The following is a 21,024-nucleotide window of genomic DNA, read 5'->3' on the forward strand; positions in this document are numbered from 1 at the left end:
TTGTTCTCGCCTTTGCGGGACTTGTCACATGCTGGCGCTGCCGCGCCGGGGGCTTCGAGATCCGCAATTGCAATCGCGACGACACACGCTTGGCTACGCACCAGAGTTAATGGAAATCAATAAATGCGAGACAATGTCGCAACCGTATCGTCTGGGATGCGCAGCATTCGAATCGCCTCGAACGCCGCGCAGGCCGATGCGATTGCCGACCGTCTGCCCCCTAGAGGGTATAGAGTTCGCACCACAACCCTTGTGCTATTGGACAGGCAAGCTATGTTCGCACTCCACACGCCAAGAGTAGGTGATGCGAGACCGTAGTGCTCCCGCCCTCGGCAGGAGCTCCAATGTCTGCGGTATCGCGTCCGCCCAATCGTCTGTTGCAAGCACTTCCCTCCACGGAATACACGCAACTTCATCCCCTTCTGGAAACCGTCGACCTGATCAAGGAGACGGTGCTCGCCGATGCCGGCGCGCCGGTGCAGCGGGTCTATTTCCCGCACGGCGGCGTGGTCTCGATGATGGTCAATCTGTCCGACGGGCAATCCGTCGAGATTGCGACCATCGGTCGTGACGGCATCGTCGGCGCATCCGCCGCCCTGCATGAGCGGCCGCTGCTCGCCGACGCGATTGTCGTGGTGCCGGGCACGGCATCGATGGTGCGGGCGGAAGATTTCCGCGAGGCCGCCAATCGCAGCGCGGAGTTCCGGACCCTGGTTGCGCTCTATGAGCAGGCGCTGATGGCGCAGACCCAGCAATCCGTCGCCTGCAACGTGTCGCATCCGGTGGAGGCGCGGCTGTCGCGCTGGCTGCTGCGCGCGCGCGACCTGTGCGGCAGCGAAGCCTTGCCGCTGACCCAGGAGATGCTGGCGCAGATGATCGGTGTGCGGCGCAACGCGATTTCGATCGTCGCGCATGGGTTTCAGCAGGCCGGTATCCTGCGCTACAGCCGCGGCCATATCGAAATCACCGATATCGACGGCCTGCGGAAGGCGGCGTGTGAATGTTATGCGACCGTCAAGGCGCACACCGAACAGTTGATCGGCCCGGAAGATTGATCGGGGCAGTACGCACTGCTCAACTGTTTTGTCGGGCAACACAAGCGCGACCTGTGCTGATAGCTGTTCCTAATGGAACCAAGATATGTTTCCATCGGAACCAAGACGTGCCAGAATAAGTTGCATAACGATCCAATTGCACGCGTTAGCCCTGATGACCAGAGACAAGCTTTGCCGGGAGGCAGGAGGTTGCTTTGGATACGGTTCCGCGATCACCCAACGGATTTCTGTCTTCGCTCTCGGAGAGCGATTTTGGACTGATCAGGCCCTATTTGCGGACGATCGACCTCGCCGCCGATTCGGTCCTGATCGAGACAGACGAGACGCTCAAGCGGACATACATGCCGCACAAGGGGGTGATCTCGCTGGTAGTCAAGCTGGCAAGAGGCGTGTGCGTGCAGATCGCGATGGTCGGCCGCGGAAGCATCTATGGTGCGTTCTCGGGGCTTGGTGAAGCCCCCACGCTGAACAGCGCCGTGGTGCTGGTGCCGGGCGTCGCTTCGACGATCGAGGTCGAAGCCTTGCGGACGGCCGCCGGCCAGAGCCCGACTTTGCGAGCGATGCTGGTTCGGCACGGCCTCGCCGTCTATGCCCAGATCCAGCAGACGGCCGGCTGCAACGCCGCGCACACCGTGGAGTCGCGGCTGGCGCGATGCCTGCTGCAGACGCGCGATCTCTCCGGCAGCAACAAGATCGCCCTGACGCAGGAGGCGATGGCCCAGATGATCGGCGCGCGCCGCAACAGCGTGTCGCTGGTCGCGCATACCTTGCAACAGGCAAACTTCATCCACTACAGCCGCGGTCACATCGAGATCACCAATGCGGATGGACTGATCAGGACCGCGTGCGAATGCTATGCCACGGTCAAGGCGCAATATGCGCGGCTGCTGAGCTTCCATGAAACCGGCGGCTAGTGTCCCGAATCCGAAGTTCGTATCATTCGCCGCACCTTCGGTGCGAACTTCGGATTCGATAAGGACACTAGCAAACTTATGATTCTAGTGTGCTTTATGAATGCGAAGTTCGTGAAAGCGGCTGCCGCGAAATCGCACGAACTTCGCATTCAGCACACTAGAGCCTGCTGTTCTTGACGCGTCTTCTTCGCGCGAACCGCTACCCGGCTCGCGCGAAAGCGCTCCCGCCGGCGCACAAGCCGTACTTCTACGGCGTTCGATTTTCACCGTCGGATAACGCTGCATCCGCAAAGTCGCCTGGACGCACGGGGGAGCCGATGTTCACGTACCAGACGACCGACCGGAAGGAAGCCCGGCGCTTCCGCATGGCCCAGTTCAACGGCCGGCCCGCCACCATCAGGTCCGCCGGCGCGACGGTGACGGGACGTGTGCGCGCGATCGTCGAAAGCAAGTCCGGCGCGACGGCGGCATGGGTGGTCACGATCGTTCCGGACGAGCCGAAGACGGCCGCCTCCGCCATGCGGCTCGCGCCGCGCCTGTGCTTCGCCGCGGAAGACGATTTCTGAGAACCGCGAACCGATTCACCGCTCGGAGCCCACTCCGGCGGAATCGGACAGGCGCTGGACCTTCGATTTGACGCGTTTTCTTTGCGCGAACCGGTACCCGCTTCGCTTGAAACGCCCTATGCGGAATGCAACAAGGCCTTGCGGACGAGATCTGCGGTGTTGCGCGCACCCAGTTTGCGCATGGCTTCGGCGCGATGGCTCTCGAACGTGCGCGGGCTGATGTTCATCCGCAGCGCGCCCTGCTTGTTGGAATAGCCGTCGCTGATCAGGCTGAGCACCTCACGCTCGCGCTTGGTCAGCGGCTTGCGGCCTGCCTCCGGCGTGAACATGACATCGGGCGACCGGGCGCCTGCCGGCTTGTCGTCAAGCGGCGGCCTGAGATCGGTGGCCGGAATCGCGTTCGGATAGAGATCGGAGATCTGCTTCAGCATCGCGGACACCCGCTCGGTCTGCTCGAGCGCGTTCTCGATCACTTGGCGCAGATAGACGCCGTTGCCGGGCGCATGCGCGAACTGCTGACTGTGCTGTTTGAGCTCGTTCATGTAGAGCAGCAGCGCCGTCACCGGCCCATTGAACTGCCGGACGATCGCCGCCCCGGCGTCCGCGGTCACCTGCGTTCGCGGCACAACAGTTCCCTGAAGCTCGGGCGGCTGCGCCTCGAGCGTCGCGGTTCCGCCCATCCACGTCGGAAGACGCGCCTCGGCTCGGTTGTCATGTTGCGTCATAAGTATGGTTTACCGAAGGTGAACTTGTGGCCGCGTTAACACGGGACTCCGTAAAACTACGGGTGACGCAACTGTGACATCGGGCCCCGACCTGCCAAGCAGGCGCAGATTACCGCTGATTTGGCAACGAATCTCGCTTGTTTGAGCCGAAGGACGGTATTCTTACGGGATGTCGCGGCGTTTCATCCCGATGATCCCGCGGGTGGGGTTTTACCTTCCCGAAACGCGCTCCGGGGCGCAGCCGCACCCACATCCGCCCCCCCGGCTCAGGTTGAAATGGGCGGGATCCGCGCCGCCCCCTCGGACGTCAAGGGCGCCGCAGCCGAAGAAATTTCTCAAGGAAGCGTCCCGAAAGAACGAACCTGAGCCACCAAAACGCCATTCGCCGGGCCGTCATCGATCACCCCTCCGGGCATCGGGATCGCATCGGCTTACCGCACACCGAGCGACGCGCATATGAGACGGATCACATCGGCCCAGGGGCGAGGCGGTGGGCGTCGGGTCAGGCGAATGTCAATTTACAGCCCCGGCATGCGCCGCGATGATCGCCGCCTCTCGACCAACAACAAAAGGGCGCGGCAATGAAGCGAGGGCGGAACGGGCGGAATGGATCCTGGATGACGATTGCGGCGCTGGCCGCAGTACTGCTGTCCGGCACCGGCGCGCAGGCCCAGACCACGCCGTCCGGCAATGCAGCACCGACGTCAGACAACGCGATCATGGTCACCATCTTCTTCAAGCATGATCAGTCACGGCCGCTCAGCGAGTTGAATGCGCAACTCGAGCGGCAGGGCTTCTACAAGGCGTTTCCGCCCGAAGGTGTCGAGGTCGTGAGCTGGTACGTGATGATGGGGGTCGGCCAGGTGGTGACCCTGCGGCTGCCGGCCTCGCGGCTGCGCGAGGTCAACCGTGTTATCGAGAACAGTGCCTGGGGCGCCTACCACACCGAGTTCTATCCGACCTACGACTACAAGGCGGTCGGGATCGGCAACCACGAGAAGGCGAAGCAATAGGTCGATCGCATGAGGACCGAACGGCATCGCGGTCCGCGCGCCGCGAACCGGCTCACGATTGGACGGCTCCGCTGCCTATGCGTGAGCCCGGGAACGCTGGCTCAGCCGCTTTGCCAGTATCCGCAAATCCTCGCGGCGCCCGCTGCAGAGCAGGCGGGTGAATTCGTCGGGATCGATGCAGGCAGGCGGCAAATCGGCGGAGTTGCGTGGGACGCGGCGTAGCCAGGTCAATCGGAAGAGACGCTTGAGCATCTTCATGGTTCGTTGCCCCGATGAGCGTCTGTGTTAAATCGCGGCAATGAAGTTTGGTTCCGCTCCTTGTGGTCGCCCGGCGCAAAATTTGGTTCAATGCCGTCAGGCGACCAGTGCCTTGCGCCTTTGCACCCGCGCAATGGAGCGCTGCACCGCGGCCCGATCCAGCGATCCGTCCTGCACTGCACCCGCGACCGCAGCGGCGATGCCGGCCATCGCCTGCTCCTGATCGAGCAGATTGTTGCCGATGCAGAACATGTCCATGCCGGCGGCGATCGCCTGCAGGCTGGCCGCGCTGGTGCCGAGCGCCTTCTGCAGCCCCTGCATCTGCATGTCGTCGGTGATCAGCAGCGTCTCGGGCAGCCGACGGCGAAGCCGGCCGATTCCAGCCGACGACAGGGTCATCGGATGCTGCGCGTCCCACTGGCGGACGATGGCGTGGCTGACCAGCACCGCATCGCCGAAGATATCCGGGGCCAACGCGTAGAACAGCTCTTCCTGCTCCGGCCGCAGCGCGTCGGAAATGTCCATGAACTCGAGATGTGAATCGACCTGCGCGGCGCCGATGCCCGGATAATGCTTCAGGCAAAGGCCCACCCCTGCCTGCCGCGCCGCAGCGTCGACCAGGCGGGCATTGGCCGCGACCTCGCCGATCTCGGACGAATAGGATCGCTTGATCCTGCCGATATTGGGATTGTCCGGATTGTAGTCCACGTCGATCACGGGCGCGAAATTGTAGCGGATGCCGAGCCGCCGCAGCTCGCCATAGCTCGCAGCCAGGATCGTCCGCTTTTCCGCATGTCCGAGTAGATTGAAATCCTTCGCGCTCGGCAGCGGCTGAAAACCGAGGCCCTCCTTGAGCCGGCGCACCAGACCGCCCTCCTGGTCGATGAAGACCAGTGGCTGCGACGGCAGCGCCGCGATCTCGGCGCAGAGCGACTGCAGCTGCGCGGGCGATACGATGTTGTTGTCGTATTGCCGGGTCTGGCACGAGTAATCGAACAGGATCACCCCGCCGAGCCCGAACTGTGCGGCAAACTCCTTCAGCCAGGGCGGAATGACCTTGCCGTAGAATCCCAGGATGAAGAGTTCGCCGACGGACATGGCCACTCGCTATCGGATAGGCATGGAATCAGCCCCGCACCCGAAGCAATAGCACGCTGCGGCAGCGGTAAGAATATGACGCCAGTCGCGGCGCGACTGCGTTCCCCGTGCTCGCATCACTATGTTAAGACACGCCGGCACGCCTCGATCGCGGCTACCACAACACAAGAAATTTCGGAAACGCCCATGACAGCACCTTACGTCCCGCAAATGGCCCTGTACCGCGATTGGCTGAAGGAGACGCGCGGCCTTGCGTTTGCGGATTTCGAGGCGATGCGGCGCTGGTCGGTCACCGATGTCGACGCCTTCTGGCAGAGCGTCTGGGATTATTTTGACCTGCGCTCGCCGACGCCGCATGCGGCGGTGCTGGCCGAACGCAAGATGCCGGGCGCGGTGTGGTTTCCCGGCGCTTCGGTGAATTATGCACGGCAAGTGTTCCGCCATGTCGCGCCGGCGCACGCCGCCGGCCTGCCGGCGCTGATCTCGAGCGGCGAGGACGGCAAGCTTTCGGAGACCAGCTGGCCCGAGCTGCAGCGCAAATCGGCGGCGCTTGCGCTGCATCTGAAGGCCAAGGGCGTCCGCACCGGCGATCGCGTCGCGGCATACTTGCCGAACATCCCGGAGACGATCATCGCGTTTCTGGCGACCGCGAGCCTGGGTGCGATCTGGAGCGTCTGCGCGCCCGACATGGCCGCACCCGCGGTGATCGACCGCTTCAAGCAGATCGAGCCGAAAGTGCTGATCGCCTGCGACGCCGTGACCTATGCCGGCAAGCGCCATGACCGGAAGTCGGTGATCGAGGAATTGCGGCGCGCGCTGCCGACGGTCGAGCACGTCATCCTGCACAGCGATGCCGCGCCGTCCGAAACACTGCTGTCGTCCATCCTTGCCGGCCAGAGCGCGGAAATCGACGCCTTCGAGCCGGAATGGCTGCCGTTCGACCACCCGCTCTGGATCGTCTATTCCTCGGGCACCACCGGATTGCCGAAGCCGATCCTGCACAGCCATGGCGGCATCATCGTCGTGGCGCTGCCGCTCTCGACGCTGCACAACGACATCGGCTGCAGCTACCACCCGAATTCGCTCGGCGAGCGCTTTCACTGGTACTCGTCGACCGGCTGGATCATGTGGAACTGCCAGGCCAACGGCCTGCTCAACGGCACCACCTGCTGCATTTTCGACGGCAGTCCGGGCGGCACCAAGGACAAGCCGGACTGGACCACGCTGTGGCGCTTCGTCGCCGACGCCAAAGCGACCTTCTTCGGCGCGGGCGCGGCGTTCTTCGCCAATTGCACCAAGGCCGAGATCGATCTCGCAGAGGTCGGCGACCTCTCGGGCCTGCGCGCACTCGGCTCGACCGGCTCGCCGCTCTCAGCCGACACCCAAGCCTGGTTCAACGAGCGCTTCGCCGCGCTTTCGAAGCGCAACGGCAATGCCGCCCAGGCCGACATGTGGTGGGCCAATATCTCCGGCGGCACCGATTTCGCCGGCGCCTTCATCGGCGGCAACCGCGAATTGCCGCAGACCCCGGGCATCATGCAATGCCGCCTGCTCGGCTGCGCGGTGGAAGCTTTCGACGAGCAGGGCCGCGCCGTGATCGACGAAGTCGGTGAGCTCGTCTGCACTGAGCCGCTGCCCTCGATGCCGCTGCGCTTCTGGAACGATCCCGGCAATGCGCGCTATCTGTCGAGCTATTTCGAGACCTATCCCGACAATTTCGACGGCACCGGCCGCGGCCCGGTGTGGCGACACGGCGACTGGCTCAAGATCAACCCCGACGGTTCCTGCGTGATCTACGGCCGCAGCGACGCCACCATCAACCGCCATGGCTTGCGGATGGGCACCAGCGAGCTCTATTCGGCGATCGAGGCGCTGCCGGAGGTGCTGGATTCGATGGTCGTCGACCTCGAATATCTCGGCCGCGACAGCTACATGCCGCTGTTCGTGGTGCTGCGCGAAGGCTTTGCGCTCGATGCCGCGATGAAGGCGAAGATCAACAAGGCGGTGGAAGCCGGGCTGTCGCGCCGCTTCCTGCCCAACGACATCTTCGTCGTGGCGGAAATCCCGCGCACGCTGTCCGGCAAGAAGCAGGAGCTGCCGGTCAAGAAGCTGTTGCTCGGCCATCCCGTCGAGAAGGTCATCAACCGCGACGCGATGGCCAATCCCGGCTGCCTCGACTGGTATCTCGACTTTGCCAAGGGCTATTTGAGCAGGCAGGCCGGCGCGGCGTAGGCGAACGCGACGCCGGTCAGCGCGACCTGCTGCGCCAGGGCGGCGGTGAGAGGGCGGCGCGCAGATGCTCCACGAAAGCCTGCGTGCGCCTGGCTCGGCCACTGCGGCCCGGATTGAGCAGCGCGACGATGTCGGCCGGCGGCAGGCGGAAGTTCGGCAGGACCCGCACCAGCCGGCCGGAGGCGAGATCGTCGGCGACATCCCACTCCGACCTGACGATCAGGCCGTGATCCGCCAGCGCCCAGGCTTTCACCACCGCGCCGTCATTGCTCGACAGCATAGGCTCGATCCTGATGACATCAGGCTCTGCCGCTGCGCGCCGGCGGGAGAACCGCCAGAGCGTCACATCCTCTTCGTTTTCGCGGAGCGCAATACATTGATGCCCGCGCAGCTCCTGCGGGCTCGCCGGGATTCCACGGCGCTTCAGATAGGCCGGCGAGGCGCAGAGAACGCGTTCGTTGGGCGCCAGGCGCAGCAAGCGAAGCGTGGAATCCTTCAACGCGCCGATATGGATCATGACGTCCCATGCGCTCGCAGCGGCACGCGCCGGCCGATCGGACAGTTCGAGCTCGACCGACACGTCGGGATGGCGGGATCGGAAGGCCGCAACGACCGGGGCGATGTAGCGGCGTCCGAAGCCGAGCGGCGCGAGAATCTTCAGGTGGCCGGCGATGGTTCCGCGACGCGCCTGCAGCGCCTCCGTCAACTCCGTCGCCTCGTCGAGCAACGCGCCGCCGCGCAGCACCAGCAGCTCGCCTTCATCGGTCAATGTCAGGCGCCGGGCCGAACGGCTGACCAGTTGAACACCCAGGCGCTGCTCGAGGCTCTGCAGCCGCTGCGACACCGCCGATGGCGTCACGTCGAGCGCCCGCGCCGCGGCCGCGAGCGACCGGGCCGCAGCGATGGCCACGAAGAAGCGGATGTCGTCGGTCGAAAGCATTAAGTCCAGACTTAATATAAGAATGACATTCGGTAAATTGTACTTAGCATGGAAACGGCTAGTCTCGCCGGATGTCATCAGCCCCCGTTTTGAACGCCTCGCATCCGCTTGCCGATATCGAGACGCCCTGCCTCGTGCTCGACGAAGACCGGATGCTGCACAACATCGCCCGCCTGAAGACGCGGCTGTCGCGGCTCGGCGTACCGCTGCGCCCGCATCTGAAGACCGCGAAATCCATTCCGGCGGCCCGCGCCGTGATGGACGGCCCAGGCGGCCCTGCCGCGGTCTCGACCCTGCAGGAGGCCGAGGCCTTTGCCGCGGCAGGCGTGAAAGACATCCTCTATGCCGTCGGCATCGCGCCGCAAAAGCTCGATCGCGTCGCCGCGCTGCGGCGACAGGGCGTGGACCTGTCGGTGGTGCTCGACAGCATGGAGCAGGCGGCGGCCGTCGTCACGATGGCGCGCGTGACGAACGACCGCATTCCCGTGCTGATCGAGATCGATTGCGACGGCCATCGCGCCGGGGTCGGCGCGCGCGACCCGCAGCTGGTCGAGATCGGCCGCGCGTTGCATCAAGGCGGCGCCGAGTTGCGTGGCGTGATGGCGCATGCCGGCGAATCCTATTCCTGCCGCAGCGTGGCGGCACTCGAGCAGGCGGCCGAGCAGGAGCGCGCCGCCGCGGTCACCTGCGCCGAGGCGTTGCGCGGGGCCGGACTGCCCTGCCCCGTGGTCAGCGTCGGCTCGACGCCGACAGCGCATTTCGCGCGCCGGCTCGACGGCGTCACCGAGATGCGCGCCGGCGTGTTCGTGATGTTCGACCTTGTCATGGCCGGGATCGGGGTCTGCACGGTCGGGGACATTGCGCTGTCGGTGCTCGCGACGGTGATCGGTCATCGCGCCGATCGCGGCTGGACCTTCATCGACGCCGGCTGGATGGCGCTGTCGCGCGATCGCGGCACCGCGAAGCAGCCGATCGACCAGGGCTACGGCATCGTGTGCGACATCGATGGACGGCCCTATCCCGATTTGATCGTGACCGAAACCAATCAGGAGCACGGCATCATCGCGCTCCGTCCCGGCAGCACGGCGCCGCAGGTGACGCTGCCGGTCGGCGCGAAGGTGCGGATCCTGCCGAACCACGCCTGCGCGACCGGAGCCCAGCACGACCGCTATCATGTCGTCGCCGCCGGCTCCGGCTCGGTCCGGCAATGGGAGCGGTTTCGCGGATGGTAGCAGACGGAGCGCAGCCCATGACCCGAGCCTATGACGCCGTTCTGTTCGATTTGCTGACCGCGCTGCTCGACAGCTGGACACTCTGGAACAAGGTCGCGGGCTCCGATGAAGCCGGGCTGCGCTGGCGCGCCGAGTATCTCAGGAACACCTATGGCACTGGACGCTATCGGCCCTATGAGGATCTGGTGGGCGAGGCCGCGCGCAATGTCGGGTTGCCGTTCGAACGGGCCGCGGAGCTCGGCGCACGCTATGCGGAACTCGATCCCTGGCCCGAGGTTCGTGATGTCCTGCAAACACTGCACGACGCCGGCATCGCGCTCGGCGTCGTGACGAACTGCTCGGAGCGGCTCGGCCGCATCGCCGCCGATCGCATCGGCGTTCCCCTCACCGTCTTCGTGACGGCCGAGCGCGCCGGCTATTACAAGCCGCAGCCGCAACCCTATCAGCTCGCGCTCGACGAACTGCCGGTCCCGGCCAATCGATGCCTGTTCGTCGCGGGATCGGGCTACGATCTGTTCGGCACGGCACGTGTGCAGCTGCCGACTTGGTGGCATAATCGGGCCGGAATGAAGCTGCCGGAAGGGGCGCCCGCCCCGATCACGGTTCGCGACAACCTTGCGACCTTGCCGGCTTTCGTGCTCGGTCGCGACTTGTCCGGCCGGCGCACCCCTTGAGGACCGAACTGAGATGCCATCACCCAGCTACATCGACCCGCTCAACGGCAAGCTCTATCCGCTGGAGGTGCCGCGCTGGTGCTCGGATGAGGGCAAGCCGCTGCTCGTCACAGCGCTACCCGGAATCTCTCGCGACGACATCGAGCGCGGGACGCGCTCGCTGTGGCGCTATCGCGCGGCGCTGCCGGTCGAGATCAAGCAACCGGTCACGATGGGCGAAGGCTGCACGCCAGCGGTCGAGAAGGCGTGGGGCGACCTGCGGCCGCATTTCAAGCTCGAATGGTTCAACCCGACCGCAAGCTTCAAGGATCGCGGCACCACGGTGATGCTGTCGTTGCTGCGCCAGCTCGGCGTCGATGCGGTGCTAGAGGACAGCTCCGGCAATGGCGGCGCGTCGGTCTCGGCCTATGGCGCGGCGGGCGGCATGCGGGTCAGGATCCTTGCGCCGGCGACGACATCGCCGATGAAGGTAGCGCAGATGCACGCCTTCGGCGCCGAGGTACAATTGGTCGAAGGCCCGCGCGAAGAATCCGAGGCGGAAGCGATCCGCCAGTCGAAACAGATCTTCTACTCCAGCCACAACTGGCAGCCGTTCTTCCTGCAAGGCACCAAGTCGCTCGCCTACGAGATCTGGGAAGACTTTGGCTTCACCGCGCCCGACAACGTCATCATGCCGGTCGGCGCCGGCAGCTGCCTGCTCGGCTGCTATATCGGCTTCAAGGAGCTGCTCGCGGCCGGGCAGATCGCGCGGCTGCCGCGGCTGTTCGCGGCCCAACCACTCAATTGCTCACCGGTCGATGCCAGCTTCACCGCCGGCGTCGACACGCCGGTGGATCGCGAGGTCCGCAAGACCATCGCCGAAGGCACCGCGATCAAGCATCCGCTGCGCCTGAAGCAGATGATCGCGGCGCTCAAGGAGAGCGGCGGCGGCACGGTCGCGATTCCTGAAGACGGCATCGTCGCCGCATTGAAGCGGCTGGCGCGTACCGGCCTGTTCGTCGAGCCGACCTCGGCCTCGGCCGCCGCCGCGCTCGACGTCCTGAAGGAACGTGGCGCGATCCGGCCGGCGGAGCGCACCGTCGTCATCATCAGCGGGACCGGGATCAAGGCAGCCGGGCTGATCACGGAGCTGCTCGGCAGCTAAAGCCTGATGAGATTAGGTTGAGCTGGAACGGCGTCAAAAGTTCACCTCTCCCTTGGGAGAGGTCGATTTGCGCAGCAAATCGGGTGAGGGGTTATGGTCTATCGAGAGCAAGAGCCCTCACCCGGATTGCTTCGCAATCCGACCTCTCCCCGACGGGGAGAGGTGAACCGAGACCGCGCCAAGCCGATTTCAACCTGATCTCATCGCGCTTTAGTCAGCCCGCGGCTGCTGCGCGCGCCGGCGAGGCGTGCGCCCGCCCGATGTTGTCGAGGAACTGCCGCACACTTTCCTGCCAGGTAAAGGTCAGGGCATGGGCGCGGCATTTCTCGCGCGGCACCCGCAGCGCGCCGAGCGCCGCGCGACGCAGATCGTGATCAAGACAACCGCAGCCCGACTTGCCGATCACATCGAGCGGTCCCATGACCGGAAAGGCCGCAACCGGCAGGCCGCTGGCCAGCGCCTCGAGGATCACCATCCCGAACGTATCGGTCAGACTTGGAAACACCATGACGTCGGCGGACGCATAGACATCGGCGAGCGCCCGGCCGGTCCGCGTGCCGAGGAAATGGACGTGCGGAAACCGGGCCTGCAGGCTGCTGCGCAGCGGCCCGTCCCCGACCACGACTTTCGAGCCCGGCAGGTCGAGACCGAGAAAGGCGTCGAGATTCTTCTCGACCGCAACGCGGCCGACATAGAGAAACACCGGCGCCGGGAAGGCGAGCGGCCGCTCTATACGCGGGCAAAACAGCTCGGCATCGACGCCGCGCGACCACGGCATCAACTTGCGGAACCCATGTGCCTTCAGCGCCTGCTCGAGCGACGGCGAGCCGACCATGATGCCGTCTCCGCTGTTGTGGAAACGGCGCAACGCCGCGTAGCTCCACCGCAGCGGGACCGGCAGCCGCGCAGCGAGGTATTCGGGAAAACGCGTGTGATAGCTGGTCGTGAACGGATAGCCCCGTGTCCGGCAGACATGCCGGCTGATCCAGCCGATCGGACCTTCGGTCGCGATGTGCACCGAGTCCGGGCGCGCAGCCGCGATCGCGCGCTCGATCCGCCCGAGCGACGGCAGCGCGAGCCGGATCTCCGGATAGCCGGGCAGCGGCACGGTGCGGAAATCGGCCGGCGTCAAGAAGGTGATTTCCGCGCCGAGCGACGGCGCTTCGCTGGCAAGGTATTCGAGCGAACGAACCACACCATTGATCTGCGGCCGCCAGGCGTCGGTTGCCACCAGCACGCGCATCAGGCGACCGCCTGCGCGAGCGGCGCAAGCTCCGCCGCATCCAGCGTCGTTCGCGCCTCCGTCCATCGGACGATTTCAAACTGCCCGTTATGGCGCTCGACCACGCCCGTGCAGGACTCCACCCAATCCCCGGTGTTGATGTAGCGGACGCCGAAATCGTCGTGCAGCGCCGCATGGTGGATGTGACCGCAGATCACGCCTTGAACGTTGCTGCGCGTGGCCTCCGACGACAGCACCTCCTCGAACCGGCCGATGTGGTTGACCGCATTCTTGACCCGCAATTTCGCCCAGGACGAGAACGACCAATAGCCGAAACCACATCGGCGCCTGATCCAATTGAGCCAGACGTTGCAGGCGAGCGCGGCCCGGTAGCCGGCATCGCCGATCAGCGCGAGCCAGCGCGCATGGCGCACCACGAGATCGAAATGATCGCCGTGAACCACGAGGTAATCGCGGCCGTCGAGGCCACGATGGACCGCCCGTTCGACAATCTCGACGCCGCCGAACGCCGCGCCGGCATAGTCACGCAGAAACTCGTCGTGATTACCGGGAATGTAGACCAGGCGACAGCCCCGTTGCGCGAGCTCGATCAGCTCCCGCGCAACCGCATTGTGCGCTGAAGGCCAATACCAGCTCGACCGCAGACACCAGCCATCGACGATGTCGCCGACCAGGAACACGGTCTCGGCATCATGGTGACGAAGAAAGTCGATGAACCGCTCAGCCTGGCATCCCCGGGTCCCGAGATGGACGTCGGAGACGAACAGGCTCCTGACCTTGACGACATCCCTCGGCGTGTGATCGCCAGTCCCATGCATCGCGAATTGGGAGTCGGCCTTGCCGCCGTCCGGCCGAAACGCCGCCGCCATGGCGTCGGCCAATCCCGCGAGAACCTTCGTGACATCGCGGCTGGCGCATCGCCTGAAGATCGAACGGTGCCAATAGATGCCAGCGATAAGGACCAGCAGCGCGAACTCAGCCGCGCGATATCGCCCGCCGGAAGCCGCGTGACCGAACTGATAGCTCGCGGCCAGGACCAGCAGGGTCGCAGCAGCACGCTCGAGCGTATCCGAGCCCGGCCGCAGGCGGGACAACAGGCCTCTCATGCGCCTTCCTCCACCGGCAAGCGTGAGGGGAGAGCGAGCGGCTTCGCCAAAGGCTGCGGCGCGAGCGAGCGCTTGTAGAAGCGAAATCCCAGGAACAGCGCGACCTCCACGGCGATCAGGATGACCACCACCCAGAAGCCGAGGCTGATCGGATCATGGCCGCTGCCGCGCAGGACATAGCCAAGAGTGAGGAACGGCATGTTCCAGATCACGGTGCCGATGGCCGTCGCCATCACGAAGGCGCGCGGCTCCAGGTGCAATACACCGGCCGGGAGCGCGAGGTAGATCCGCACGGTGGGCAGGGTCTGACCGATCAGGGTCACCCAGAAATGATTGCCGCGATAGGCGTCGGTGAGCTGTCGGTAGAGCGAGGGCCGCAGCAACACGAACTTGCCATAGCGCGCCACCAGCCCTTCGATGCGCCGCGAGCCGAGCGCGCGCCCGAGCCCGTACCAGCCGATAGCACCGACGACAGACCCGGCGCTGGTCGCGAGGATGGTCATCGCGAGCATCGAACCGTCGGAGACCGTCAAGCCGAGCAGCATCAGCAGCACGTAGGACGGCAGCAGCGGAACGAACTTCTCGGCGACGGCGAGGCAGCCAACTCCTACCAGGCCGAAGTGCAGAAACATCGCGATCGTGCTCGACGTGTCCATGGCGCCTCGATCAAGCGTGGGAGTGGCGGCGGCTGATCCGGTACACGGAAGCCGGCGGCAGGTTGAAGAACGTCTGCCCGATGCAGCTCGCCTGCAGATCGAGGCGATCCAGGATCGCGTCTGCGACAGGACAACGCGGACCATAGGTGATCTGGTAGAACGCCCCGTCGGCGCGGAGATAGCCGAAGGCGCCGTGCAGGATGGTTATGACTTTCTCCGGCGGCATCATGAGAAGCCCGAGGCCGCTCACGACCGCACCGACCGGCGCCCCGTCGAACAGCCCCTCCCTCCGCAGCCAGGCCGCGTCCATCCAGAGCACGCGCGCGCCCGGAAAGCGCCGCTGCAGTAGCGGGATGAACTCGGAGCCGTACTCCACCAACGTCAGATCCTGCTGCCTCACGCCACGCTTCAGCAAAGCGCGGGTGAAGACGCCCGTGCCGGGGCCGAGCTCGAGCACCGGACCGGTGTCCGGCGTGATCTCCTGTGCCATGAGGGACGAGATCGCTGGCCCGGACGGCGCAACTGCGGCAACACGCAACGGATTGCGCACCCAGGCGCGGACGAACGGCAGGATGTCAGCGGCCGACATGCTGGAGCTCCCGCACGATAAGCGCGTTGCCGATGCCTCGGCGGAAGTTCGTTAACAAGGCCATTCGCGTATCTTTCGCATTGCGGGTGCCTCCCATCATGTGTGGTAGGCTCCCGTCGGTTGAGCAGTGCCGGTCGGTGTTGGGACGATTCGACCGCCCCGATGCACGTCTCTGTCTCATGCGAAGCTTGCGCGAGCCTGTCGTGAATCCGGGCGCCTACGATTTTTCACGCCGCGACGCATTCAGGTTGAGCAAGCCGCAAGGTTGCCGCAATGAATCGGACATAAAACCGGCAAATCGAACGACGAACCGAGGCAGACAACGAAATGCGGGTGCTGTTGGTGGAGGACCAGCCGGACATGGTCGCGGCGCTGCGCGCGGCACTCGCGCGCCACGACATGCTGGTCGATCACGCGCCGGATCTTCTGGAGGCCGAGGCGATTGCCGCAGCGGGAAGCTATGATGCGATCGTGCTGGATCGCCAGTTGCCTGACGGCGACGGGCTGTCGCTGATTCCGAAATTGCGCGCGAGCGGCAACACCGTGCCGGTGCTGGTGCTGACCGCCCGCGGCGAGCTCGCGGACCGGATCTCGGGTCTCGACAGCGGCGCCGACGATTATCTCGGCAAGCCGTTTGCGTTCGAGGAGTTGCTGGCACGGTTGCGCGCGCTGCTGCGCCGCCCGGCCAATGTGCAGCAGGACGCTGCGCGGATCGGCCGCCTGTCGTTCGACTTCACCCATCGCGAGGCCAGCGTCGACGGACGTCCGCTGGAGATGCCGCGTCGCGAGCGGCTGGTGCTCGAGACGCTGCTGCATCGGATGGGACGCATGGTGCAGCGCTCCGCGTTGATGGAGGCGGTCTACGGCCTCGACGACGAGGTGCAGCCCAATGCGCTCGACACCCATGTGTCGCGTTTGCGCCGCAGGCTCGCCGAGGCCGACGCCGGCGTCACGATCAACGGCGTTCGCGGCCTCGGCTATGTGCTGCGGGAGACACCGTGAGTGTGCTGCGACCGCGGTCCCTCACATGGCGTCTGGTCGGGCGCCTCGCGGGCCTGCAAGCCGTCACGCTGACCCTTCTGATCCTGCTGATCGGAGCCGCCGTCATCGGGCTGCTGCGGGCGGGACTGCTGATCGGCGAGTACGAAGGCAGCACGCTCGATACGCTGCGGGGCGCCGTCACCCGCGATGAAGCGGGCGGACTGACGCTGCGCCAAACGCCGGAGCTGGCCGCCCTGCGCGGCGAGCACGCCGACCTCTGGTTCATCATCCGCGACGCCGAAGGACACCAGCTGGCCGAAGGCGCCGTGCCCGCGCAATTCGCGCCGATCGCATCAAGCCTCGATCATGTCAGCGAGGCGCGGCTCAAATGGAATGCAGCGGAAGCCACGCGGCCTGCGGGTCTCGTCAAATGGGTCGACACCTCGGCAGGACGGATCCAGATCCTGACCGGCACATACGGACAGCTCTCGATGTGGCGCGCGCTGGAGAGCACACCGCTGCTGTTCCTCAACATGATCCTGCCGATCGTCGTGCTGATGACGCTGGCGACACTGGTCGCGACCCCGTTCGTGGTGCGCCGGGCCATGAAGGGCCTCGCGCAGGTCGCGGCGCAGGCCGGACGCATCGACATCGACCAGCGCGGCGTGCAATTGCCGCTCGACGAGGTGCCGATCGAGATCACCCCGCTGGTCAAGGCCATCAATGCCGCGCTCGACCGCCTCGACAAGGGTTACGAACGCCACCGCCGCTTCCTTGCCGATGCCGCGCACGAGCTCCGCACGCCGATCGCTATACTCTCGACCCGGGTCGCCTCGCTGGAGGCCGGACCTGAGAAGACCCATCTGCTCGAGGACGCCACCCGCCTCAGCGTCATGGCGGGCCAGCTGCTGGACCTGCAACGGCTCGATCAGCGCGCCGACACGTTCGGCCCCGTCAATCTCGTCGGCATCGCGCGACAGGTCGTGCTTGACCTCGCGCCGCTCGCTTTCGCGGCGGGATATGAAATGTCGTTTGAGCACGATGTCGAGACGGTCATGGTGACCGGCGACCAGACCGCACTCGAACGGCCCCTCACCAATCTCGTGCAGAACGCCGTCGACCACGGGCAGCGGCGCGGCACGATCCTGGTTCGGGTCGCGGCAGCGGGCCGGATCGAGGTCTGCGACGACGGCGACGGCATTCCACGCGACGAGCGCGAGCAGATCCTGGAGCCGTTCCGCCGGCTACATCCGGGCGGGCGCGGCGCCGGCCTCGGCCTCGATCTGGTGCAGAGCATCATGCGTCTGCACGGCGGCCGGATCGAGGTCGATCAGGCGCCGTCCGGCGGCGCCTGCATGCGCATGGTGTTCCCGAAGGTTCAGCCGGCGTGCTGATCGAGCGGAGCTAGCCGCGGCGCGGAACAAGAGCCCGCTCCGATGGAATCGGAACGGCGCTCTCGCTTCTTGCTTTGGCGCGTTTTCTTGACGCGAACCTGTGTCCAGGTCGTTCGAAAACGTTCTAGCCAGCCTTGCGCAGTTTCAGGGCCTCGTAGAACGAGGTCTCGAAATTGATGTATCCGATGAAGGATGTCGGATCACCAAACGGCAGGATCTGCGTCGCCCAGAATCCGCCGAAGCCGTTCTGGCGATCGATCCAGTAGAACAGGTTGGCGAGACCGGCCCAGCCGAGCGCGCCAGCCGGGCGGCCGGTCGGAGCCTGCTCGTCATTGATCATGAAGCTCAGCGCCCATGACTTCGACTGGCCGGGGAAGAATTCGGCGTCGTTGGCGAGCGAGGTGATCACGCCGGTAATCGCGGTGACCTTGTTGTTGCCGAGATGGTTCTTCTCCGCCATCCGCACGGTTTCGGCTTTCAGCACCCGGCCATGCTCGCCGGCGCCGTCGTTCAACCACATCCGGATGAAGCGCATGTAGTCGCCGATGGTGCCGTAGAGCCCGTGGCCACCCATATGGATCTCCGGATTGGCCGGCAGCTCGAAATCCATCGGCGTGAGCGAGCCGTCGGCGTTGCGGGCGTGAATCCCGGCGAGCCGGCGGCGCATCGCATCGGTGAGCTCAAATGCCGTGTCCTGGATTCCAAGCGGCTCGAAGATCCGCGTCTTGAAGACCTCGCCGAGCCGGCGGCCGGCGATCGACTCGACGATCTGGCCGCACCAATCCAGGTTGGTGCCGTATTCCCATCGCTCGCCGGGATCGAACAGCAGCGGCGTCATCAACGAGGCCTTGGACGCCGTGATCACGCTGGGCTGCCCCTTCTCCTGCGCCAGGCGATTATAGGTGTGATTGATAAAGTCGTAGCCCAGGCCTGCGCTATGGACCATCAGCATGCGCGTGGTGATGTCGCGCTTCGGCGCACGCAGCCGCGGCTCGCCGTTGTCGTCAAAACCCTCGATGACCTGGAGCTTGCCGAGGTCGGGCGCGTAGGTCTTGGCCGGCGCGTCGAGATCGAGCTTGCCCTCCTCGACGAGTTGCAGGACCGCCGTCCCGGTGATCGCCTTCGTGGTCGAGAAGATAGCGAACACGCTGTCGGTGGTCATGTCGGCGGCCTGGTCGAGGCGGCGCTTGCCGGCTGCGCCTTCGTAGATGTTGCGATGGCGGTCGGTCACCATGGCAACGACGCCGGGAACGCGCGGGTTGGATGTCACGACGCCGTCGAGAATCGCATCTGCTGCCGCACCAAAATTCATGCTCATTGTCGTCCTCCCATACTTTGTGATGTTGACCTGTAACCCGGATGGAGCGAAGCGAGATCCGGGGCTGATGCGGCCGGTGTCACCGGCCCCGGATTGCGCTTCGCTCCATCCGGGCTACAAATCCAGTTGCAGGCGCTACTGCATGGCAAAGCCCTGATAGCCGCTCGCGGCGACCTCGTCGCATTTCTGGCGATAGGTGCCGACACCGCCGCAATAGGACAGCACCCGGCGCGGCTTGCCCTCGACATTCGAGCCGAGGTACCAGGAGTTGGTCTTGGCGATCAGCGTTGCGTTGGCGGTCTCGTCGTGATGCGCCACCCACTGATCCTCGGCATCCCTGGTCGGCTCGATGACGTTGAGGTTCTTGCCGCGCAGATATTTGATGCAATCGGCGATCCACTCGACCTGCTGCTGCAGGCAGGTGGTCATGTTGCAGAGCGCGGCCGAGGGCGCGAGCGGTACCGCGGTCGTGAACAGGTTCGGATAGCCATGGACCTGCAAGCCCATCGTGGTGCGGATGTCCCTGCCCCAATCGTCCTTCAGTGATCGCCCCTCGCGACCTCGGATGTCGATCCGCGTCAACGCCCCCGTCCCGGCGTCGAAGCCGGTCGCCAGGATGATGACGTCGAACGCGTGCACCGTGCCGTCGGCGGTCTGGATGCCATCAGGCGTGATGCGGGCGATCGGATTGTTCTTGACGCCGACGATCTCGACATTGGGCCGGTGGAAGGCCTCGAGGAAATTGCTCTCCAGCGGCACCCGGTGCGTGCCGAAACCGTAATCGGACGGAATCAGCTGTTCGCACAGCTTGGGATCCTTGATCCGCTCGCGCATCTTTTCGCGCACGAACTCGGTGATCTCGGCGTTGATGGCTTCGTCGAAGAACAATTCGGCAAAGGACGAAACCCACAATTTGAGCGATCCGTCATTCCAGCAGTCCTCGATCACCTGGCGGCGCTGCTGCGGCGTCAGGTCGGCCCAGGCGTGCTCGAAGTCGAACTCGAATCCGGTGAACGTCTTCGGCAGCCGCTCGGTCAGGAACTTGAACTTCGACTTGTAGGCCTCCGCATCGGCCGCGTCCCATTTCGGGTTCTTCATCGGAATGATGTATTGCGGGGTGCGGATGAACACCTTGAGATGACCGACCTCGCCGGCAATCGACTGAATCACCTGGATTCCGGTCGCGCCGTTGCCGACCACGCCGACACGTTTGCCGGCAAGTTCGATCGGCCCCTTGGGCCAGCGCGCAGTGTGGAACAGCTCGCCCTTGAAGGTCTCCTGTCCCGGGAAGGACACGTGCGGCGCCGAGAGCATGCCACAGCAGGTGACCAGGAACTGGGCGTCGATCACCTCGCCCTTGTCGGTCGTCACCAGCCAGCGCTGGGTCGCTTCATTGAAGTGCGCGCTCTTGACCGTGGTGCCGAACTGGATGTCCTTCCTGAGATCGAGGCGATCGGCGACGTAGTTCAGCCAGCGCTCGATCTCCGGCTGGCCCGGGAACCGCTCGCTCCAGCTCCAGCCCTTGTAGAGTTCCTCGGAGAACAGGTACTGATAGGTGTGGCCTTCGGAATCGAAGCGCGCGCCGGGATAACGGTTCCAGTACCAGGTGCCGCCGACGCTTGACCCGGCATCGATCGCCTTCACGCTCAGCCCCTGCTCACGCAGGCGGAACAATTGATAAAGACCGGCGACGCCGGCGCCCACGACCACGGCGTCGAGCTTGGTCGTTGCACGCGCACCATTGCTTCCATTCGACCTTGTGACGGTCTCGGTCATCGTTTCCTCCTGTTGTCTTGCTTCGCACCCGCTCATGCCCACCGTGTCGCCGGGGGATGGTGCGTTGCGTCAATTGCGTCTCGAGCGTTGTCGCCGGGACGCTGAGCAGG

Annotated in this window: 20 protein-coding genes; 10 read left to right on the forward strand and 10 right to left on the reverse strand. The window is 65.1% G+C overall.

Annotated elements, in window-relative coordinates; translation table 11 throughout:
- The first annotated feature begins 344 nt into the window (after positions 1–344).
- The 3 genes from ACE10Z_RS41690 to ACE10Z_RS41700 all read left to right on the forward strand — a co-directional run bounded on the left by ACE10Z_RS41690 (position 345) and on the right by ACE10Z_RS41700 (position 2,535).
- Complete coding sequence (locus ACE10Z_RS41690) at positions 345–1,055, forward strand: Crp/Fnr family transcriptional regulator (protein WP_375785871.1); 711 nt, start codon at positions 345–347, stop codon at positions 1,053–1,055.
- A gap of 194 nt (positions 1,056–1,249) precedes the next feature.
- Positions 1,250–1,969: a Crp/Fnr family transcriptional regulator gene (locus ACE10Z_RS41695; protein ID WP_375785872.1), complete on the forward strand. Its 720-nt coding sequence runs from the start codon at positions 1,250–1,252 to the stop codon at positions 1,967–1,969.
- A gap of 317 nt (positions 1,970–2,286) precedes the next feature.
- A complete protein-coding gene (locus tag ACE10Z_RS41700; RefSeq protein ID WP_375785873.1) occupies positions 2,287–2,535 on the forward strand; it encodes a hypothetical protein in 249 nt (82 codons plus the stop codon).
- A gap of 116 nt (positions 2,536–2,651) precedes the next feature.
- On the opposite strand, the gene ACE10Z_RS41705 is transcribed toward ACE10Z_RS41700, so the two are convergent.
- Positions 2,652–3,260 carry a helix-turn-helix transcriptional regulator gene (locus tag ACE10Z_RS41705; protein WP_375785874.1) on the reverse strand — a complete coding sequence of 203 codons (609 nt, stop codon included), beginning with the start codon at positions 3,258–3,260 and terminating at the stop codon, positions 2,652–2,654.
- 617 nt (positions 3,261–3,877) lie between these two features.
- Between ACE10Z_RS41705 and ACE10Z_RS41710 the strand changes: the two genes are divergently transcribed.
- The gene (locus ACE10Z_RS41710; RefSeq protein WP_375785875.1) at positions 3,878–4,273 is read left to right on the forward strand and encodes a hypothetical protein; all 396 of its coding nucleotides are present in this window, start codon (positions 3,878–3,880) and stop codon (positions 4,271–4,273) included.
- Positions 4,274–4,348: 75 nt separating this feature from the next.
- Here ACE10Z_RS41710 and ACE10Z_RS41715 read toward each other — a convergent pair whose 3' ends face one another.
- Both ACE10Z_RS41715 and ACE10Z_RS41720 read right to left on the reverse strand, forming a co-directional pair.
- The gene (locus ACE10Z_RS41715; protein WP_375785876.1) at positions 4,349–4,531 is read right to left on the reverse strand and encodes a hypothetical protein; all 183 of its coding nucleotides are present in this window, start codon (positions 4,529–4,531) and stop codon (positions 4,349–4,351) included.
- A 96-nt stretch (positions 4,532–4,627) separates the two neighbouring features.
- Entirely contained in the window at positions 4,628–5,629 is a 1,002-nt protein-coding gene (locus tag ACE10Z_RS41720) for a glycoside hydrolase family 3 N-terminal domain-containing protein (RefSeq protein ID WP_375785877.1), read from the reverse strand.
- Between the two features lie 186 nt (positions 5,630–5,815).
- Between ACE10Z_RS41720 and ACE10Z_RS41725 the strand changes: the two genes are divergently transcribed.
- Positions 5,816–7,861, forward strand: coding sequence for an acetoacetate--CoA ligase (locus ACE10Z_RS41725; RefSeq protein WP_375785878.1), 2,046 nt, complete (start codon positions 5,816–5,818; stop codon positions 7,859–7,861).
- A gap of 16 nt (positions 7,862–7,877) precedes the next feature.
- On the opposite strand, the gene ACE10Z_RS41730 is transcribed toward ACE10Z_RS41725, so the two are convergent.
- Entirely contained in the window at positions 7,878–8,879 is a 1,002-nt protein-coding gene (locus ACE10Z_RS41730; protein ID WP_375785879.1) for a LysR substrate-binding domain-containing protein, read from the reverse strand.
- Here ACE10Z_RS41730 and ACE10Z_RS41735 point away from each other — a divergent pair.
- Genes ACE10Z_RS41735 through ACE10Z_RS41745 form a run of 3 tightly spaced genes read left to right on the forward strand, consistent with a single transcriptional unit; the run spans position 8,873 to position 11,851 of the window.
- The gene (locus tag ACE10Z_RS41735) at positions 8,873–10,033 is read left to right on the forward strand and encodes a DSD1 family PLP-dependent enzyme (protein ID WP_375785880.1); all 1,161 of its coding nucleotides are present in this window, start codon (positions 8,873–8,875) and stop codon (positions 10,031–10,033) included. The genes ACE10Z_RS41730 and ACE10Z_RS41735 overlap by 7 nt on opposite strands.
- A gap of 17 nt (positions 10,034–10,050) precedes the next feature.
- Positions 10,051–10,707 carry an HAD-IA family hydrolase gene (locus tag ACE10Z_RS41740; RefSeq protein WP_375785881.1) on the forward strand — a complete coding sequence of 219 codons (657 nt, stop codon included), beginning with the start codon at positions 10,051–10,053 and terminating at the stop codon, positions 10,705–10,707.
- A gap of 13 nt (positions 10,708–10,720) precedes the next feature.
- Complete coding sequence (locus tag ACE10Z_RS41745) at positions 10,721–11,851, forward strand: pyridoxal-phosphate dependent enzyme (protein WP_375785882.1); 1,131 nt, start codon at positions 10,721–10,723, stop codon at positions 11,849–11,851.
- A 214-nt stretch (positions 11,852–12,065) separates the two neighbouring features.
- Here the strand turns inward: ACE10Z_RS41745 and ACE10Z_RS41750 are convergent, their stop codons facing one another.
- The 4 genes from ACE10Z_RS41750 to ACE10Z_RS41765 are packed head-to-tail and all read right to left on the reverse strand — an operon-like array spanning position 12,066 to position 15,445.
- Positions 12,066–13,094, reverse strand: coding sequence for a glycosyltransferase family 4 protein (locus ACE10Z_RS41750; protein ID WP_375785883.1), 1,029 nt, complete (start codon positions 13,092–13,094; stop codon positions 12,066–12,068).
- Positions 13,094–14,200 carry a UDP-2,3-diacylglucosamine diphosphatase gene (locus ACE10Z_RS41755; RefSeq protein ID WP_375785884.1) on the reverse strand — a complete coding sequence of 369 codons (1,107 nt, stop codon included), beginning with the start codon at positions 14,198–14,200 and terminating at the stop codon, positions 13,094–13,096. The genes ACE10Z_RS41750 and ACE10Z_RS41755 overlap by 1 nt, the downstream gene beginning before the upstream one ends.
- Entirely contained in the window at positions 14,197–14,856 is a 660-nt protein-coding gene (locus ACE10Z_RS41760; protein WP_375785885.1) for a DedA family protein, read from the reverse strand. The genes ACE10Z_RS41755 and ACE10Z_RS41760 overlap by 4 nt, the downstream gene beginning before the upstream one ends.
- A 10-nt stretch (positions 14,857–14,866) precedes the next feature.
- Positions 14,867–15,445, reverse strand: a complete 579-nt coding sequence (locus tag ACE10Z_RS41765; RefSeq protein WP_375785886.1) for a class I SAM-dependent methyltransferase — start codon at positions 15,443–15,445, stop codon at positions 14,867–14,869.
- A 327-nt stretch (positions 15,446–15,772) separates the two neighbouring features.
- Here ACE10Z_RS41765 and ACE10Z_RS41770 point away from each other — a divergent pair, with 327 nt between their 5' ends.
- Complete coding sequence (locus ACE10Z_RS41770; protein ID WP_375785887.1) at positions 15,773–16,447, forward strand: response regulator; 675 nt, start codon at positions 15,773–15,775, stop codon at positions 16,445–16,447.
- A gap of 5 nt (positions 16,448–16,452) precedes the next feature.
- A complete protein-coding gene (locus ACE10Z_RS41775) occupies positions 16,453–17,820 on the forward strand; it encodes a sensor histidine kinase (RefSeq protein WP_375790055.1) in 1,368 nt (455 codons plus the stop codon).
- A gap of 124 nt (positions 17,821–17,944) precedes the next feature.
- Here ACE10Z_RS41775 and ACE10Z_RS41780 read toward each other — a convergent pair whose 3' ends face one another.
- Both ACE10Z_RS41780 and ACE10Z_RS41785 read right to left on the reverse strand, forming a co-directional pair.
- The gene (locus tag ACE10Z_RS41780; RefSeq protein WP_375785888.1) at positions 17,945–19,138 is read right to left on the reverse strand and encodes a serine hydrolase domain-containing protein; all 1,194 of its coding nucleotides are present in this window, start codon (positions 19,136–19,138) and stop codon (positions 17,945–17,947) included.
- A 135-nt stretch (positions 19,139–19,273) separates the two neighbouring features.
- Complete coding sequence (locus tag ACE10Z_RS41785; protein ID WP_375785889.1) at positions 19,274–20,914, reverse strand: flavin-containing monooxygenase; 1,641 nt, start codon at positions 20,912–20,914, stop codon at positions 19,274–19,276.
- Positions 20,915–21,024: the final 110 nt, after the last annotated feature.

The sequence above is a fragment of the Bradyrhizobium sp. Pha-3 genome (genome assembly GCF_042258615.1).
Lineage (GTDB): Bacteria > Pseudomonadota > Alphaproteobacteria > Rhizobiales > Xanthobacteraceae > Bradyrhizobium.